The 15,090-nt window shown below is 47.5% G+C and carries 14 protein-coding genes; 4 read left to right on the forward strand and 10 right to left on the reverse strand.

The window, feature by feature from the left end:
* Positions 1-74 precede the first annotated feature (74 nt).
* The 8 genes from C7U56_RS03005 to C7U56_RS03040 form a co-directional block, all read right to left on the reverse strand.
* Positions 75-581, reverse strand: a complete 507-nt coding sequence (locus tag C7U56_RS03005) for a COG2426 family protein (protein ID WP_107000073.1) — start codon at positions 579-581, stop codon at positions 75-77.
* A gap of 3 nt (positions 582-584) precedes the next feature.
* Positions 585-1,151 carry a zinc ribbon domain-containing protein gene (locus tag C7U56_RS15840; protein ID WP_233430163.1) on the reverse strand — a complete coding sequence of 189 codons (567 nt, stop codon included), beginning with the start codon at positions 1,149-1,151 and terminating at the stop codon, positions 585-587.
* Positions 1,152-1,400: 249 nt separating this feature from the next.
* Entirely contained in the window at positions 1,401-3,818 is a 2,418-nt protein-coding gene (locus C7U56_RS03015; protein ID WP_107000074.1) for a DUF6449 domain-containing protein, read from the reverse strand.
* Positions 3,793-4,692: an ABC transporter ATP-binding protein gene (locus tag C7U56_RS03020; RefSeq protein WP_107000075.1), complete on the reverse strand. Its 900-nt coding sequence runs from the start codon at positions 4,690-4,692 to the stop codon at positions 3,793-3,795. Before C7U56_RS03020 ends, C7U56_RS03015 begins: the two co-directional genes overlap by 26 nt.
* Complete coding sequence (locus tag C7U56_RS03025; protein ID WP_107000076.1) at positions 4,679-5,071, reverse strand: GntR family transcriptional regulator; 393 nt, start codon at positions 5,069-5,071, stop codon at positions 4,679-4,681. Before C7U56_RS03025 ends, C7U56_RS03020 begins: the two co-directional genes overlap by 14 nt.
* 183 nt (positions 5,072-5,254) lie before the next feature.
* Positions 5,255-5,548: a hypothetical protein gene (locus tag C7U56_RS03030; RefSeq protein ID WP_107000077.1), complete on the reverse strand. Its 294-nt coding sequence runs from the start codon at positions 5,546-5,548 to the stop codon at positions 5,255-5,257.
* A gap of 329 nt (positions 5,549-5,877) precedes the next feature.
* On the reverse strand, positions 5,878-6,675 hold the full coding sequence (locus C7U56_RS03035) for a TIGR03915 family putative DNA repair protein (RefSeq protein WP_107000433.1): 798 nt from the start codon (positions 6,673-6,675) through the stop codon (positions 5,878-5,880).
* Between the two features lie 20 nt (positions 6,676-6,695).
* Positions 6,696-8,318, reverse strand: a complete 1,623-nt coding sequence (locus C7U56_RS03040; RefSeq protein WP_107000078.1) for a putative DNA modification/repair radical SAM protein — start codon at positions 8,316-8,318, stop codon at positions 6,696-6,698.
* A 288-nt stretch (positions 8,319-8,606) separates the two neighbouring features.
* Between C7U56_RS03040 and galE the strand changes: the two genes are divergently transcribed.
* Positions 8,607-9,632 carry a UDP-glucose 4-epimerase GalE gene (gene galE, locus C7U56_RS03045; RefSeq protein WP_107000079.1) on the forward strand — a complete coding sequence of 342 codons (1,026 nt, stop codon included), beginning with the start codon at positions 8,607-8,609 and terminating at the stop codon, positions 9,630-9,632.
* A gap of 199 nt (positions 9,633-9,831) precedes the next feature.
* Here the strand turns inward: galE and C7U56_RS03050 are convergent, their stop codons facing one another.
* Positions 9,832-10,185, reverse strand: coding sequence for a sigma-70 family RNA polymerase sigma factor (locus tag C7U56_RS03050; protein ID WP_333718284.1), 354 nt, complete (start codon positions 10,183-10,185; stop codon positions 9,832-9,834).
* A 7-nt stretch (positions 10,186-10,192) separates the two neighbouring features.
* On the reverse strand, positions 10,193-12,022 hold the full coding sequence (locus tag C7U56_RS03055) for a recombinase family protein (protein ID WP_107000081.1): 1,830 nt from the start codon (positions 12,020-12,022) through the stop codon (positions 10,193-10,195).
* 90 nt (positions 12,023-12,112) lie between these two features.
* On the opposite strand from C7U56_RS03055, the gene C7U56_RS03060 reads away from it, so the two are divergent.
* The 3 genes from C7U56_RS03060 to C7U56_RS15845 all read left to right on the forward strand — a co-directional run bounded on the left by C7U56_RS03060 (position 12,113) and on the right by C7U56_RS15845 (position 15,022).
* Positions 12,113-12,487: a TnpV protein gene (locus C7U56_RS03060; RefSeq protein WP_107000082.1), complete on the forward strand. Its 375-nt coding sequence runs from the start codon at positions 12,113-12,115 to the stop codon at positions 12,485-12,487.
* 234 nt (positions 12,488-12,721) lie between these two features.
* Positions 12,722-13,087: a BlaI/MecI/CopY family transcriptional regulator gene (locus tag C7U56_RS03065; protein WP_107000083.1), complete on the forward strand. Its 366-nt coding sequence runs from the start codon at positions 12,722-12,724 to the stop codon at positions 13,085-13,087.
* Between the two features lie 3 nt (positions 13,088-13,090).
* On the forward strand, positions 13,091-15,022 hold the full coding sequence (locus tag C7U56_RS15845; RefSeq protein WP_233430164.1) for a M56 family metallopeptidase: 1,932 nt from the start codon (positions 13,091-13,093) through the stop codon (positions 15,020-15,022).
* The last annotated feature ends 68 nt before the right edge of the window (positions 15,023-15,090 follow it).

Genomic DNA, 15,090 nt, shown 5'->3' on the forward strand with positions numbered 1-15,090 from the left:
ACAGAGTCTTTTATACATTCGCATCTATGCCGCCCTTTGGCGGGCATAGACATTATTCCATTTTTATCTGTGCATCATCCAAACAGCACGCCCAGCACGCCGTAGGACAGAATCGACATAATCACCGTCGCCAGCGCGATACCGACTAAAATCGCGCCAAATGCCTTGCCAAATTTCATGTGAAGCAGGGATGCCACCAGTGCGCCTGTCCATGCGCCGGTTCCCGGAAGCGGGATGCCGACAAAGAGCATCAGCCCCCAGAACTCATATTTCTCGATCTGCCCTTTTTTGCTCATCGCTTTGCGTTCCAGCCAGAGCGCAATACCACGGAAACACGGAACCCTCTTCATCCACTCCAGCACATGGCGGATCAGAAGCAGGATAAACGGGATCGGAAGGATATTTCCCACGATACAGATCGGGATCGCCCGCAGGATCGGCACATTTAAGAGTGCCGGTGACGCAGCCAGAAGCCCGCCTCGAAGTTCCAGAATCGGAATCATCGAGATAATGAAGATAATTGCCTCCTTCGATATGACTCCGGATAAATTAGCTGTAAACCATTGTACCAGTGAATCCATAAATTATGCCTGCTCCCCGCTGTTATTTTCATTCTGTGCCGCAGTATCGGTGGTGTTCTCCGAAACAGAGTCCGAAGCATCCGCGTCTGGGCCAGCCGTGCCTTCTGTTTCTGCGTTGTCAACCGCCTTATCTGCTGCAGCTTCATCCTTCTCTTCAAAGATAGTCTCCTGCATCTCCTCCAGTTCTTCCGGCTCATGCACATCTGCAGATGTCGTCGAATCCATCGGCGCACCGCACCGGCTGCAGAATGCCGCATTTTTCTCCACCTTTGCGCCGCACTCCGCGCAGACTCTTGTGCCCTCTAACTCGGCAATCTCATCCTCCAGGGACGCAATCTTCACAAGCCCAGCCTGGATAGTGTGGAACTCATCTGCAAATTTCCCTTCCAGCTCGCCCTCATGTCTGTCATAGTATGCTTTTCCCAGTGTGATATATGCCTTATTAATCTTATCTTTCTCGGCGGACAACTTCGATTTCAGCTGTAATACGCCTGTAATGTCCTTTACCCGGTTCGCAGCTTCCTTGCTCTTATCGCTGATCACCTTTCCAAGTTCATCGAAAAATGCCATATTTCTTCCTCCTCTGCGGGATATGTACGCCTCAAATTTTGTTCTGCCTGATGGGACAGCGCATCGCTGTTCTAAATCCAAAGGCAGGTTCATGCAAAACCAAAGCGTCTGATATTTTCTCATAACGATTCAGCCGGTTTTTGCATCAAATACATAAACCGGCTGAACCGCTACGTTTCCCTTTATTTTAGCCCCTACGGGGGAGAAAGTCAATCTTTTGCATCCCTGAATCAACTCCAGGCAGCTTTTTTAATACGCAAACACCCGGTTCAGCCGCATCAATTCCGGTGTCAGGCCGAAGGTCGATTTCACAAACTCCGGAACCTTGCCATAGCGGAATGAGCGCCGGTAGATGCCATACTGACCCGATTCATCCATTTCATAGTCCGCCGCATATTCCCCATCATACAGGGCATTCTGACCGGCATCCACCGTATATGTCTGACCTATCTCATTTTCCTCCATTGAATTTACCGAATCCCTCAAATCATCCTCTGAAACTGCCCCTGTGTCCTCTGTACTGGACACATATACTGCAATATTGATCCCCTGATATGCCTCCGCCATTTGATTGATCTGCACCATATCATCCGAAGCGGAGTTTGCAAGAATTTCTGCAATCTGTTCCGGATCTGTAATCGTTACCTCGCGTCTGCTGTCATTCTGAAGATACTCCCGCTGGCGTTTTCCAAGCTCTGTATCTGCCGGTGCCAGCTGATCCTCCGGAATCTTGCCGCCCTGATACTGAAGCACGATTTTTTCTGTGTTTTCCGGTGTCACCTTGCTGCCGACCTCGGTACCACACTGTTCCAGAATCGCGATCGTCTCCTGGAAGGACGGATAAATCGGATAATAATCAAACTGGTTAAATGTGTCATAATAGCCGCCATTTTTACGAATCACATCAATCATCGCCTGCATCTCATTTGTCTTAAACTGAATCTCCGCGATCGGCATCTCCTCCCGGCGCATATCCGGCGTCAGAGCCATCAGCTCTTTCTGGTATGCAGCAAGAAGTGCCGCCTTCGTCTGCTCATCCGGAAGCTTCACATGGCTGCAGTCCTCTTCCTCTTTGTAATTGATGCCTGCGGCATCGTCTGCCTGTAGGGACAGCACCGGGTACATTCCCAGTTTATAGCTCTGATTTTCATAAATGGAATCTAGCTGTTCCCGCAGCTCCGATACATTGATCGTGCGGTAATTACGGTAAACGGTTTTTCCATTGTTTAGATGCCAGGACAGCACGATCGAATCATAGCGTGAATCCAGATCCGCCTCACTCATCCAATCCTGTCCGCCGTTCAAATGCTTCCGCTGTCTGGAAGCTGTCTCGATGCCCTGCGCGCCAATTTCCCGCAGGACACGGATTCCATCCTCATCCGAGATCTGCATTTTATCTGCCACATCTCCCTGGGACGCCCATTCCATTCCAACACTGTAGCCATCCCTATACATTCTCGGAGTCACATGGTAAGCCCCTGCCGCATTGTTGTCCAGCGCATCACAGTAAATACCCGCGTATGCAACCTTGTCAGCATCCGGCAGATAGCTGTCATATCCTGCCACATCCAGGCGGAACCCTAAGAAAATGGCTGCCACTGCCACCGCACTGATGACAAGCTGTCTCTTATGCGCAAACAAGCTCTTAAAATCGAAATGATAGATAATTTCGATCAGGCAGCTGGTGATGAGCAGTCCGCAGATCAAGCCAAACACGGTCCAGATATCATCATTCAGGATTGACCGGAAAATCATTCCGGAAAACAGCGTGATCGGCACAACCAGAAGGAAACGGATCACCGGCTCACTTACCTTAAATGCCATCGCTCTTCCAGCCGCCTCAGACGGGCGTTTCCGGTACAGGAACATTCCCAGACCAAAGAGCAGGGCTGCCACTGCCAATGCAATGACTGCCATCCGGGTGGGATGATCCGAACCAGTTGCCGTGCCGTACCAGAAAACCGGTGAGGTCCGCTCGCACCAGCGCAGCAGAAAATTGCCATTGTCATAAAACGTCATGAAGTATTCGGAAAAATACGTCGATACCACTGCAGCCACACCCGGTCCCCAGCTAAAAAGCACGCCGGTTCCCAGTAAACCCACGATCAGATTGCCTGTCAGAATCACTGCCAGCACAACCGTCATGTACACCAGTGTAAAAAAGCACATATGCTGTACATACCCAATCAGCAGGGTTCCCCATGAAAATGGTGCGCCCTTTACCTGCAGCATCACTCCTGCCGCCAGCAGAAATACCAGATACGGGACTGCCAGATACAGGATACCGTCCAGGCAGGTCACAGTATAAAGCATTTCACGGCTGATCGGAAGGCTGTGAAAAAAATCCGTTTTCTTTTTCGAATGGAGATACGAAAAACCGGACGCTGCCAGCACCACCGCCGTCACAATCAGGATAAATACCAGCATTGCATTCTGGATCGAATACATATGCAGCATCTCATTGGTCAGCTTTAATTTTGCTTCTGCTAACGCCACTTCGACGCTCAGTTCTTTAGACAAGTTATCCGGACGCAGCATTATGCTGGTTTCCAGCGCTGTCAGGACCGGAAACAGAAAGAAGCACAAAAGTGCGGTAAGCGCCACGCTCCAGAGACGCTGCTTCGTATTTTCTCTCATATATTTAAAAAACAAGCCTTTTGATGTCATAACCAGCCACCTCCGTTTCACTGATAAAGATCTCTTCCAGGGAAAGCGGTATCATTTCAAAAAACACCGGATGATACGCCTGTAAAATTGTCTGAATCTCCTCCCGTTTTCCGCGCACAGTAAGCGTCAGGAGACTTCCCCTCTGTTCCGTCTTTATAATATCGATTCCCTGCAAATCGCTGCTCCCCACTCCCGCCGGAAGCACACACTGAATCTTGTGAATATTTAACTTCATATCGTCCAGATCTTTTGAGAGAAGCATTCCTCCCTTGTGAAGCAGACCCACATGGTCGCAGATATCTTCCAGCTCCCGCAGATTATGGGAGGCGATGACCGGCGTGAGGTTCCGCTCGTCGATATCATTGGCAAAAAGACTCTTGACCGTCTGCCGCATGACTGGATCCAGCCCGTCAAACGTCTCGTCGCAGAACAGATAATCGGTTCCCGCGCAAATGCCCAGCAGCACAGCGAGCTGTTTTTTCATACCCTTCGAAAAGGTCTGCACCTTCCGCCGGCTTTCCAGTTCAAAATTCTTTAGCAGTTTATCAAACCGGGCTGCATCAAACTTCGGATAAATTCCCTGATAAAACACCTTCATATCTTCCGCCGTTCCATTGCTTAAGAAATACGGCTCATCCGGGATATAAAAGCATCGTGCCTTTACCTTTGTATTCTCAAATACTGTCTCATCATCAACCGTAATGCTCCCTTCGTCCGGCTTTAAAATACCGGCTGCCATCCGCAAAAAGGTACTTTTTCCGGCGCCGTTAGTTCCGATCAGACCAAAGACACTTCCATTGTGAATCTCCGCATGGATATGATCGACTGCCACTGTATCATAAAAACGCTTCGTCAGATTCTCAGCCTTTATCATTCCTGTTTCCTCCTTCCTCACTTCCATAGCTCTGGATGACCTGCTCCTGGAACTCCAGCATCGTGATGCCGGTTCCTTTTGCATCCCGGATCAGAAGTTCCAGCTGATCCCAGATCTCCTGCCGCTTCCTCTCCCGAATCTGCCGGTTATCCGCCACAAAACTGCCCCTGCCCTTAACCGAATAAATATATCCCTGGCGTTCCAGCTCTGCATACGCCCGCTGGATCGTATTCGGATTCATCGACAGCTCCGTTGCCAGACTCCGCACGGATGGAAGCTGACTGTCCTGCTCCAAAATCCCCCGGACCATCAGATCCGACAGCTTCTCAACAATCTGCTCATAGAGAGGTCGTCGATCTTTATAATCAATCAGAATCATGCTCACATTCTCCTTTCCTCCATTCTGCCCTGTATCAAAAATCATAAGTGTATTAGTTCATTTAATACAGTTATAGTATACAAAAAGGGCAGCCGATTGTCAACCGACTGCCCTCTTACGATTTTCTTAACAACCTTTTCGGTTATATCCGAATAGAAACAAACTTCTACAATCAAAGATTGATTACTGAGCCTGTGTCTCCTCAGCTGCCTCAGTCTCTTCTGCTTCAGCCTCAGTCTCCTCAGCTGCCTCAGTCTCTTCCTCAGATGCCTCTTCGGTCTCTTCCTCGGAAACTTCCTCAGTCTCTTCTGTTTCAGCCTCGGTCTCCTCAGCTGCCTCAGTCTCTTCTGCCTCTACAGTCTCCTCTGCTGCTGCAGTTGTCTCCTCTGCTTTGCTGCCGCAAGCGGTCAGAGCAGATGCTGCTACCATTGCACTCATAACTAAGATTGCTGCTGTTTTTGTAAGATTCTTTCTCATAATTATTCTCTCCTCTTTAAAACATACGATTTATGTTTTCTTGTACCTCATCGGTACGTGACCTATAATAAAAACAAATTATGTCCAAAATATGAACAGATAATTAACATTCACTAAATAAATCCCGTATTTCTTACAAAAATCGAAAGTTTTCGTAAGAAAAGTCCTTGTTTCTGTTGACTTTACATTGTTTTTTAAGGTCTTTAAATCTTAATATATATGCAGCAGTTTTCTCGTTTCAATGCTGTTTTTTTCCGATTTCCGGCTTATTTTTATTCTTTTTTCGTTTCTTTATGAACAAGGTTCTCGATTTTGTGTTTACGATTTGTTCACAATTTAGCCAAATTTGAACGGTTGGAACCGAACTGAAATTCCGTCATATATTTCCGGTAGCGAAGCGGCAGATGCATCCGCTGACAGGCTGGATTTTCCCGCTCCTTAATTCCTATCTGATGAAAAAATGCACTCCAGAGCGCCGCATATTCGCTCTGATCGGTTCTCCCGGAAAGCGCCTGCAGGGGTTCTGTCTCAGCCCCACGCATCATATACCACCGCCCCTTTCCTGTCCAGACTCCCGCTTCCTGGTGATTTTTATCATAGATAATAAATGGTTCCGAGGGCAGGCGATCTGTAAAATACGGCATCAGCAATGCCGTCACCCGGTTTTTCGGACCAATCTCAGAAAATAGTACATGATCGGAATATTCTGCAAACCGCAGAAATTCTGTCTGCAAATGCGCTTCATTGGCAACCGCACGGTTGATCTGAAAGACTGTCTGCACCGCCGGTATCTGTAAATTTTCCGTGATACGTCTCCCTGCTGCCCCTGCGCTAAACCCACAGACCAGAAAGCGGTAGACCGCCTCTGCCCGATCCTCCCGCTCACTCAGCGCCGTGCGGTAAATCCAGCTGTACGCCAGTTCTGACAGGGATCGACGCACCGAGCGCACGACTTTCTGTGCCTTGAGCCGATCCACCGCCACCTCTCGGTACTCCGAAAACAGGCTGTAATTATATTCGCCCTGTACTTCCAGCCGCACGTTCTCATGCCCTAAGCGGCTGTTCCAGGCATCATATACTCCTGTGAATATACCTTCTGGACTGTCTTCGCATACAAATACAACCATTTTTCTCTCCTCCGTCTGCTTCATGCCTGCGCCATATGAAAATCATCAAACAGCGACATCTGGCGGTACAGCCCGCTCTGTGACAACTGCCACTGCTTTCGCTTCTCTTCACTGATTAGCTGTGCCGCGATCGCATCCTCATGGATCTGCACCGGGTACATCATCCGCCCTGAACAGGTAATGAAGTATACTGCCCGCTTCAGCACAACTCCCATCTTCTTCAAATCTTCAAACCGAAGCGCCACCTGTTTTCTCGTTGCGACAATCCGCATCGCAGACTTTACCCCGATGCCCGGAACACGCAGAAGTGTCTCATACGGTGCCCGGTTTATCTCCACCGGAAACTCACCCAGATTCTGCAGCGCCCAGTCGCACTTCGGATCCAGAAACACATTAAAATTAGGGTGCTTTTCACTCAGAAGTTCCGATGCCCGGAAGCCGTAGTAGCGCATCAGCCAGTCCGCCTGGTACAGACGGTGTTCCCGCAGAAGCGGCGGTCCGTCCGGAAGATCCGGAAGCAGGCTGTCCTCATTCACCTTGATAAACGCCGAATAAAAGACCCTCTTTAATCCAAAATTCCGATACAGCGCTTCCGCGACCGCAACCATCTGATAATCACTCTCCAGAGTCGCCCCGACAATGAGCTGTGTGCTCTGACCGCCGGGGACGAAATAATTCTTGCGGTTTGAGATATTTCCCAGTCCGAAACTGCCATAGATCGATCGTCCTGGGATGACACGGGGGATCTCCGGTGTATGTGTCCTTCCAACCCTTTCATCCATTTCCCCCGGCTCTTTCGACCTCATAAATCCTTTTACCTTGTCTCCATTCCGCCCCCAATCCATCTTTGTCTCTGTCTGATTCGGACTCAGAATTCCCTTATCAGCCTGCAGACATTCCCTTTCCCCTTTTCCTATCGCTTTACCACCAATTCCATATCTCCCGTCTCCCGGAATCTGAATTTCTCCGCGCTCTTTCTGCGGAAGCCATGCCCCTCTGCTCTCCAGACGCCCTTCCTGCTCCAGCTGTCTCGCGATCCCAGTCTGGATCTGGCGCATCGGGCGCAGTATCTTGTCCCGCGTCTTTCCCGGTGCCAGGCGCGCCAGACCATCAGCCGTCGGAAGCTCCAGATTCACACTCATCCGGTCCGCCAGAAAGCCCACTCTCTCAATCAGCTCCGGATCTGCCCCCGGAATTGCTTTCACATGGATGTAACCGTTAAATCGATGGACGCGCCGAAGGCGGTACAAGGTCTGATACAGCAGTTCCATCGTGTGATCCGGTGTCTCCAGCACACCGGAACTTAAAAACAATCCTTCTATATAGTTGCGCCGGTAAAATTCCATCGTCAGACGGCAGACCTCCTCCGGCGTAAAGGAGGTACGGACCGTGTCATTGCTCCGACGGTTGACACAGTAATGACAGTCATAGATGCACTGGTTCGTAAATAAAATTTTCAGCAGGGAGATACAGCGCCCATCCGAGGCAAAACTGTGGCAGATGCCGTCCACCCGGCTGTTTCCAAGAAAGCCTTCCTTTCCCTTTCTACCCACGCCGCTGGAGGTGCAGGCGGCGTCATACTTCGCCGCATCCGATAAAATTCTTAACTTTTCTTCGATTGAAAGATTTTCCTGTATCAGCATGAGGTTCTGCCTCCTCCCGTTTCTCGAACATCCGTTCTGTATTTATCATATCACACCCTCTTTTTAAATGCAAGCTGTTTTTCGAACACACATTCTATCATCACGCACACTGTATCCGAGTCTTTCCAATTCTACGCAAAGCATTGTTAAACTTCCTCTTAAAATATAATTTCGATAACACATGACAATATTTCCGATTGTTTTCCTCGCAAGCCGCGTTTATAATAAAGAAAGATTGAAGGTATAGAATAAATTATTCTTATAGGTAGGATGAAGGAGGAGTTTACAATGGCTATTTTAGTTACTGGAGGCGCCGGTTACATCGGCAGTCATACCTGCATCGAACTTTTAAACGCCGGATATGAGGTTGTTGTCATGGACAACCTTTACAATGCCAGTGAGGAAGCGCTGCGCCGCGTGGAGAAAATCACCGGCAAGCATGTAACCTTTTACAAGGCAGATATGCTGGATCGCGAGGCAGTCAATGAGATTTTTGAGAAAGAATCCATCGATTCGGTCATTCATTTTGCAGGCTTAAAGGCAGTCGGGGAATCCGTTGCGAAGCCACTGGAATATTACCACAACAATATCACCGGAACCCTGATTCTCTGCGACGTAATGCGCAATCATGGCGTCAAGAAAATCATTTTCAGCTCCTCCGCTACTGTATACGGAGATCCGGCATTCGTCCCGATCACCGAAGAATGCCCGAAAGGCAAAATCACAAACCCTTACGGTCAGACAAAGGGAATGCTTGAGCAGATTTTAACTGACCTGCACGTGGCAGATCCGGAATGGAATGTCGTTCTGCTCCGCTACTTCAACCCAATCGGTGCACACAAGAGCGGTCTGATCGGCGAGGATCCGAAGGGAATCCCGAACAACCTGGTTCCTTATATCGCACAGGTTGCTGTCGGCAAGCTGAAATGCCTAGGTGTTTTCGGCAATGATTACCCGACTCCGGACGGAACCGGTGTGCGCGATTACATCCACGTAGTTGACCTTGCAGTCGGTCATGTAAAAGCACTCCAGAAATTTAACGATAAGCCAAACGTATATATCTACAACCTCGGCACCGGCAAAGGCTACAGCGTACTCGATGTTGTCAAGGCTTACGAAAAAGCCTGCGGCAAAACAATTCCTTATGAAATCAAGCCACGCCGCGCCGGCGATATCGCAACCTGCTACTCCGATGCTACCAAAGCGAAAAATGAACTCGGCTGGGAAGCTCAGTACGGCATTGAGGAGATGTGCGCTGACTCCTGGAAATGGCAGTCGATGAACCCGAACGGATATCGGGACGCTGAGGACTAAGAGATGAAAAAGAATGTGCTTGGCACATTCTCGCGCCGAGCGCGGTCGCTTGCGACATGTTTCTGCTTCGCGCGAGTGCGCATCATTGGCACGTTAGTGCCTTTTTGTGTAATAGGGAATTCCAGAAAATTTCCTATTACATGACAAAAGCGGCTGACAGATGTCCATCCTAACATCTGCCAGCCGCTTTTTCTGTTCTTTATTTGTGTTCCGCAAATCCCCGCCGCATTTTTTCCAGCGCCCGCTTCTCGATCCGGCTCACATAAGAACGCGAAATCCCAAGTCTGGCGGCAATCTCCCGCTGCGTCTGTTCCTTTCCGCCAAACAGCCCGTACCGGCTGCGTAAGACGATTTTCTCTGTTTCTTTTAAACACGCTTCATAGGCGCGGTAAAGCTGTTCAATTTCCTGCTTTAAAATAATGGTTTCCAGAACTTCTTTTCCTTCTGCCTCCAGCACATCCATCCGGCTGACGGTTTCTCCGTCTTTATCTACCCCGATCGGGTCATATAACGAGATATCCTTTGCATATTTTTTACCAGCACGGAAGGTCATCAGAATCTCATTTGCTATCCTCCCCCCAATGCGTTTTTGATGCACTGAGGGGATTAGTTTTTCCCAGGCGGTCATCCTCCGTATCATCATCTTCGTAATCTACATCGGAAAATGCCACCAATTCATCATTATCGTCCTCATCGTCTGTATTATCAGAAGCAGCAGAAGCGATTTCCGGGTATTCGATTTCATCGTCCTGCACACCGAACAGAACCACATGGGCATTGACTCCGTCCCAGATAACCTTACGCACGATGGTGCGGATGGCTGCTCGTTTCTGTTCTATGGTCATTTCATCAATGCCGTCCTTAAAGACAGTCAGCAGCTGGCGCATCAAGTCAAATTCAACATCACTGAGAGCGTGCTGCGTAGTCAGTCCTTCCAGCTCCTGAATACGTTTTTCAAGGGACTGGTATTCTTCGTTCAGTTGCTCAATTCGCTTTGTTACATGAGCCTTGGCAGGGCTGTCACCCATTTCCACGAGAGAATCCACCAGTGAATTGATTTTCTTCTCTGTTTCTGCCTTCTCTTTTCTCATATCGGAAATCCGCTGTTCGTAGTCCATGCGATTGCCGGTATAGAATTTTCGGCTCTGCTCCAACTGACTGACAAAAGTCTCCTTATCATCTGCAAGCATTTTTACCTGTTCGATGATTGCCATATCCAGTGTATTGCCGTTTGCGTTTTTGCTGTTGCACACGGTACGCTGGCTGCGCTCTTTCATTTTGCACACATAGGTGTAAATCACCTTGCCGTCAGCAGTTTTTCGCTTGCTCATCTTCGGATACATACGCTCACCGCAGCTGCAGAACAGCAGACCGGTCAGCAACGCTTCGTTACTGCGTGGTTTTCTGAAAGACTTGGACTTGTTGCGTTCCAATGACTCTTGAACCTGCACCCACACCTTGCCGGGAATTAGTCCGGGATGTTTGCCAACGGACACAATCCATTCACTCGGCGGTAACGAGATACTCGCTCTGCCTTTTTCCTGATCGGTACGATTATATGCCATCATGCCGTGAACACCGTCAAAGGCATCATGCTCGGAGAACAGGTCTGTATCATTCTTTATAAAGAAATCATACGCCTCTTGGTCAGCGACCATGTAGACCGGATTCTGCAAAATCGCTTTGACCGAGAAACGGGTAAAATATTTTCCGTTCTTTGTCTTGAACCCTTGCTTAATCAACGCCGCTTCTGTCAAAGTCAAAGAATCCGTTTCCACATACAAATCAAAAATCGTTTTGACTATATCTGCTTCTTCCGGAACAAGTTTCAACTTGCAGGCTTTCTTTGTCTTTCCGTCCACTGTAATGCTTTTTATAGCTTCGGATTCAAAGCCGGTAGGGGTTGTACCACCTAACCAGCGTCCGGTCTTTGCCAGCTCATGCATATTGTCACGGATACGCTCGGCAATGGTTTCACGCTCCAACTGAGAAAAAACAGATGCAATATACATCATGGCTCGTCCCATCGGGGTGCTGGTGTCAAACTGCTCCTTGATGGAAATAAAAGAAATATCCAAACGGGCAAGTTCTTCAATCAATCCAGAGAAGTCGCTGACATTACGGCTGATACGGTCAAGACGATAGACAATGATTGCCTTAAACTGTCGCTTTTTTGCTGCATCCATCATTCGTTTGAATGCCGGACGGTTCAGATTCCCTCCGGAAAATCCCTCATCTTCATATACTACGATTTTATCTACAGCGGCATCACCAAAATGCACACGAACATACTCTTTGCCAAGTTCAACCTGATTGCCAATACTCTCGCCTTTCCCTGTAAATTTTGATTTACGGGAATAGAGGGCGATAACATCTTCATTTTGTCGCATCTGCTTTTCCTCCTTCTCTTGCTATGTGATGTATCATGTGCTATTATAACATAAAGTAAGCACCAAGTAAACATGACAGGAGGGTTTTCTATGAAATCGATTTTTGAAGAATTAGGCGGCACCTACACTTTAGGCGAGGACGGAATGTATTATCCGAACCTGGAGCTTCCGGTTGAAGAAGAACCACATTACGGTAAGTATGGTCGTATGCGAATGAATTACATAAAAGAGCATCGCCCGGGGTTGTATACGGAGCTTTTGTTCGACGGAAAGCTGGTATCACACTTGAACGACATTGATGATACGGCTCGTCAACGGATGGAGCTGCTGACTCGACAAATGCAGGAGCAGCATGGTGTAAACGAGGAATTAAAAGCTCTTGATCAGATGATCTGGGTAGGTGCCTGCAATAACATCCGCAATGCTGCGGAGGAAATTGTTTTGAATGAACTAATATATTGCTAACGCCAAGGGAGAGAGCTTGTACACATCATGGGTACAAGTTCTCTCTTTTCCCTTGAATCCGAGTTGGACAGAAGTTGTTTTGACATCCCACCAGCTTGTCGGAAAGTTAGAAAATGCAGAAACCCAAATACTTGTGAAACTATTATGAACATGACTGTTTCCTATTGACATTCCAGTTTATTGAGAGTAAACTATAATTAGTTTATTGACTATCAACTGGAAGGAGAAATCTTTATGGCTGAGATTAAAATGGGCGTAGTGGAATCCCACTTCGCTGATATTATTTGGGCGAATGAGCCTTTGCACTCCAGAGATTTGGTAAAGCTCTGTGAGAAGGAACTGAATTGGAACCGTTCTACCACTTATACCGTGTTACGCAAACTCTGTGAGCGTGGGATTTTCCAAAACAACGGAGGAACTGTTTCCTCTGTGCTGACCAAGAACGAGTTCTATGCTGTTCAGAGCGAGCAGTTTGTAGATGAAACCTTTGAAGGCTCCCTCCCTGCTTTCATTGCGGCTTTTACACAAAGGAAGGGTATTTCTCAACAGGAAGCTGCGGAGATTCGACACATGATTGATGCAGCCGCCGGAAAGGAGTAATCTATGAGTTCACTCTTTTTGAAAATTGTAAATATGAGTATCGCCGCATCTTGGCTGATCCTTGCGGTCGTACTTTTGCGTGTAGTTTTGAGAGAGGCACCTAAGTGGATCAATGTTCTGCTTTGGGGTGCTGTTGCAATTCGACTCTTATGCCCGATTACCATCGAAAGCAATTTGAGCATGGTGCCAAGCGCAGAGGTTTTTCCGAATGAGGTCGTTTCCGGACCATCCTTTGATGTGAATACAGGTTTCAATATCGTAGATACACAAATCAATGATTACCTTGGCGACCGCTACTTTGAAGGTGTGACGGTTCCTGCAAACAACGGAGCTAACATAACAACGATTCTCAGTGTTGCATGGATAGTTGGCATTTTCACTTTTGCTGTATTTGCTCTTGTGAGCTACCGAAAAATCCACAACAAGGTTCGTCCATCGTTAAATGTGCGGGACAACATTTGGATTTGCGATGATATCCAAACACCATTTATCCTAGGCTGCTTTAAGCCAAAAATCTACATTCCGTCCGGAACGGATGAAGTGCAGCTTCCCCATATCATCGCCCATGAGAACGCTCATTTAAAACGCTGTGACCACTGGTGGAAGCCGCTGGGGTATCTGGTTTTAGCAATCCATTGGTTCAATCCGCTTGTATGGATTGCGTATATTTTACTTTGCAGAGATATTGAGTTGGCTTGCGACGAGAAAGTCATTCGAGAATTAAATCAGAGCGAGTCTATTTCCTATTCCGAAACATTACTCTCTTGTAGCGTAAATAGAAGAACGATTTTGGTTTGCCCGCTTGCCTTTGGCGAGGTTGGCGTAAAAGAAAGGGTGAAGCGTGTGTTGAATTATAAAAAGCCTGCGTTCTGGATTGTTGTCGTAGCAATAATTGCTGCTATCGTTACGGCGGTTTGTTTCCTGACAAATCCCAAAACGATTGGTGATTCTATAACACTTGTTGAACAGTCTACACCCGGAAATGGTAATACTTTTACCTATGATACTACCTTTGGTCAAAGTGTAATGAGCGGCACTGTTTATGCCGAGCAGTGGAGTAATGGCACTTGCACAAAATCTACGCCTGCCGTATTAACGAGTGAAGTCGATGAGATAAACATCTTATTGGATGTTCGTCGTGAAAACGGTCATTCAGTAGGTGTTGATATTCAAGTCGATACCAACGAACATGGTGGTTCCTTCATCACATATTTTGCATTCCCTGAGAATTATTCCATCCTCGGATGGAGCTGCAACGGTTATGAGTTGAATAAACCTATTCTAATCCAATCCGAGGCGGAAAAAATTTTGGCAGCTATGGTATTTGATGTGGGAAATGGAGTGAGGGTATTTAGTCCCGAAGTGCTTGTCAATGAACCTGAAAGATTGGAAAATGTAGATTATGCAATCGTGATTCGTGCTTCATTTGATAGTACCAACTTGGGCAATGAAAATTCGGAACATACTTCTCACTCAGCAGATAGTGGTGCTGTGATTCCGATGGTTATGGTGAATGACACACTCTATCTGTACACAGGATTTGAAAATACAGATGCTCACCACGATGTGATGAATGGCAAGATCACATCCTCTGTTCACGGGAACACCAAGCCTACCGTAAATGATCAATCGAATTTTGGCGAGGGATACGCATATCAGTACGGTGCTGCCGAAGGAACCATTGAAATCTACATGGATGGTAAATGGTGCATCTTTGCTACTGAAGAAGTGCGACAGGATATTCAATTTCCTGTTGCTGATGGAGATGTTAACGGATCAAACGGAGCTGAGTCGGGAGAAACTACATCAGTAGTGGCAGGAGTTTCAATGGTGGATGCTTCTAAGATTGCCAGCATTGCTGTAACCAACGGCAATACCGGAGAACAGAAAACAGTTACTGGAAAAAAGGCATATAGCGATGAATACCTTGCCTAACGTGACTATGATGATGGAAAAGTATAAATCCCGGGAAGGCGATATTGAAATTTCAAATCAAAGTGGAA

This window comes from Clostridium fessum, from assembly GCF_003024715.1.
In the GTDB taxonomy this organism is placed as follows: domain Bacteria; phylum Bacillota; class Clostridia; order Lachnospirales; family Lachnospiraceae; genus Otoolea; species Otoolea fessa.

Coding starts and splice junctions, on each gene's coding strand:
- C7U56_RS03025 (WP_107000076.1), bottom strand. CDS start 5,071: ATGATTCTGATTGATTATAAAGATCGACGACCTCTCTATGAGCAGATT.
- C7U56_RS03055 (WP_107000081.1), bottom strand. CDS start 12,022: ATGCGACAAAATGAAGATGTTATCGCCCTCTATTCCCGTAAATCAAAA.
- C7U56_RS03040 (WP_107000078.1), bottom strand. CDS start 8,318: ATGCTGATACAGGAAAATCTTTCAATCGAAGAAAAGTTAAGAATTTTA.
- C7U56_RS03035 (WP_107000433.1), bottom strand. CDS start 6,675: ATGGTTGTATTTGTATGCGAAGACAGTCCAGAAGGTATATTCACAGGA.
- C7U56_RS15845 (WP_233430164.1), top strand. CDS start 13,091: ATGAGTTCACTCTTTTTGAAAATTGTAAATATGAGTATCGCCGCATCT.
- C7U56_RS03005 (WP_107000073.1), bottom strand. CDS start 581: ATGGATTCACTGGTACAATGGTTTACAGCTAATTTATCCGGAGTCATA.
- C7U56_RS03030 (WP_107000077.1), bottom strand. CDS start 5,548: ATGAGAAAGAATCTTACAAAAACAGCAGCAATCTTAGTTATGAGTGCA.
- C7U56_RS03065 (WP_107000083.1), top strand. CDS start 12,722: ATGGCTGAGATTAAAATGGGCGTAGTGGAATCCCACTTCGCTGATATT.
- C7U56_RS03015 (WP_107000074.1), bottom strand. CDS start 3,818: ATGACATCAAAAGGCTTGTTTTTTAAATATATGAGAGAAAATACGAAG.
- C7U56_RS03060 (WP_107000082.1), top strand. CDS start 12,113: ATGAAATCGATTTTTGAAGAATTAGGCGGCACCTACACTTTAGGCGAG.
- C7U56_RS03050 (WP_333718284.1), bottom strand. CDS start 10,185: ATGACCTTCCGTGCTGGTAAAAAATATGCAAAGGATATCTCGTTATAT.
- C7U56_RS15840 (WP_233430163.1), bottom strand. CDS start 1,151: ATGGCATTTTTCGATGAACTTGGAAAGGTGATCAGCGATAAGAGCAAG.
- galE (WP_107000079.1), top strand. CDS start 8,607: ATGGCTATTTTAGTTACTGGAGGCGCCGGTTACATCGGCAGTCATACC.
- C7U56_RS03020 (WP_107000075.1), bottom strand. CDS start 4,692: ATGATAAAGGCTGAGAATCTGACGAAGCGTTTTTATGATACAGTGGCA.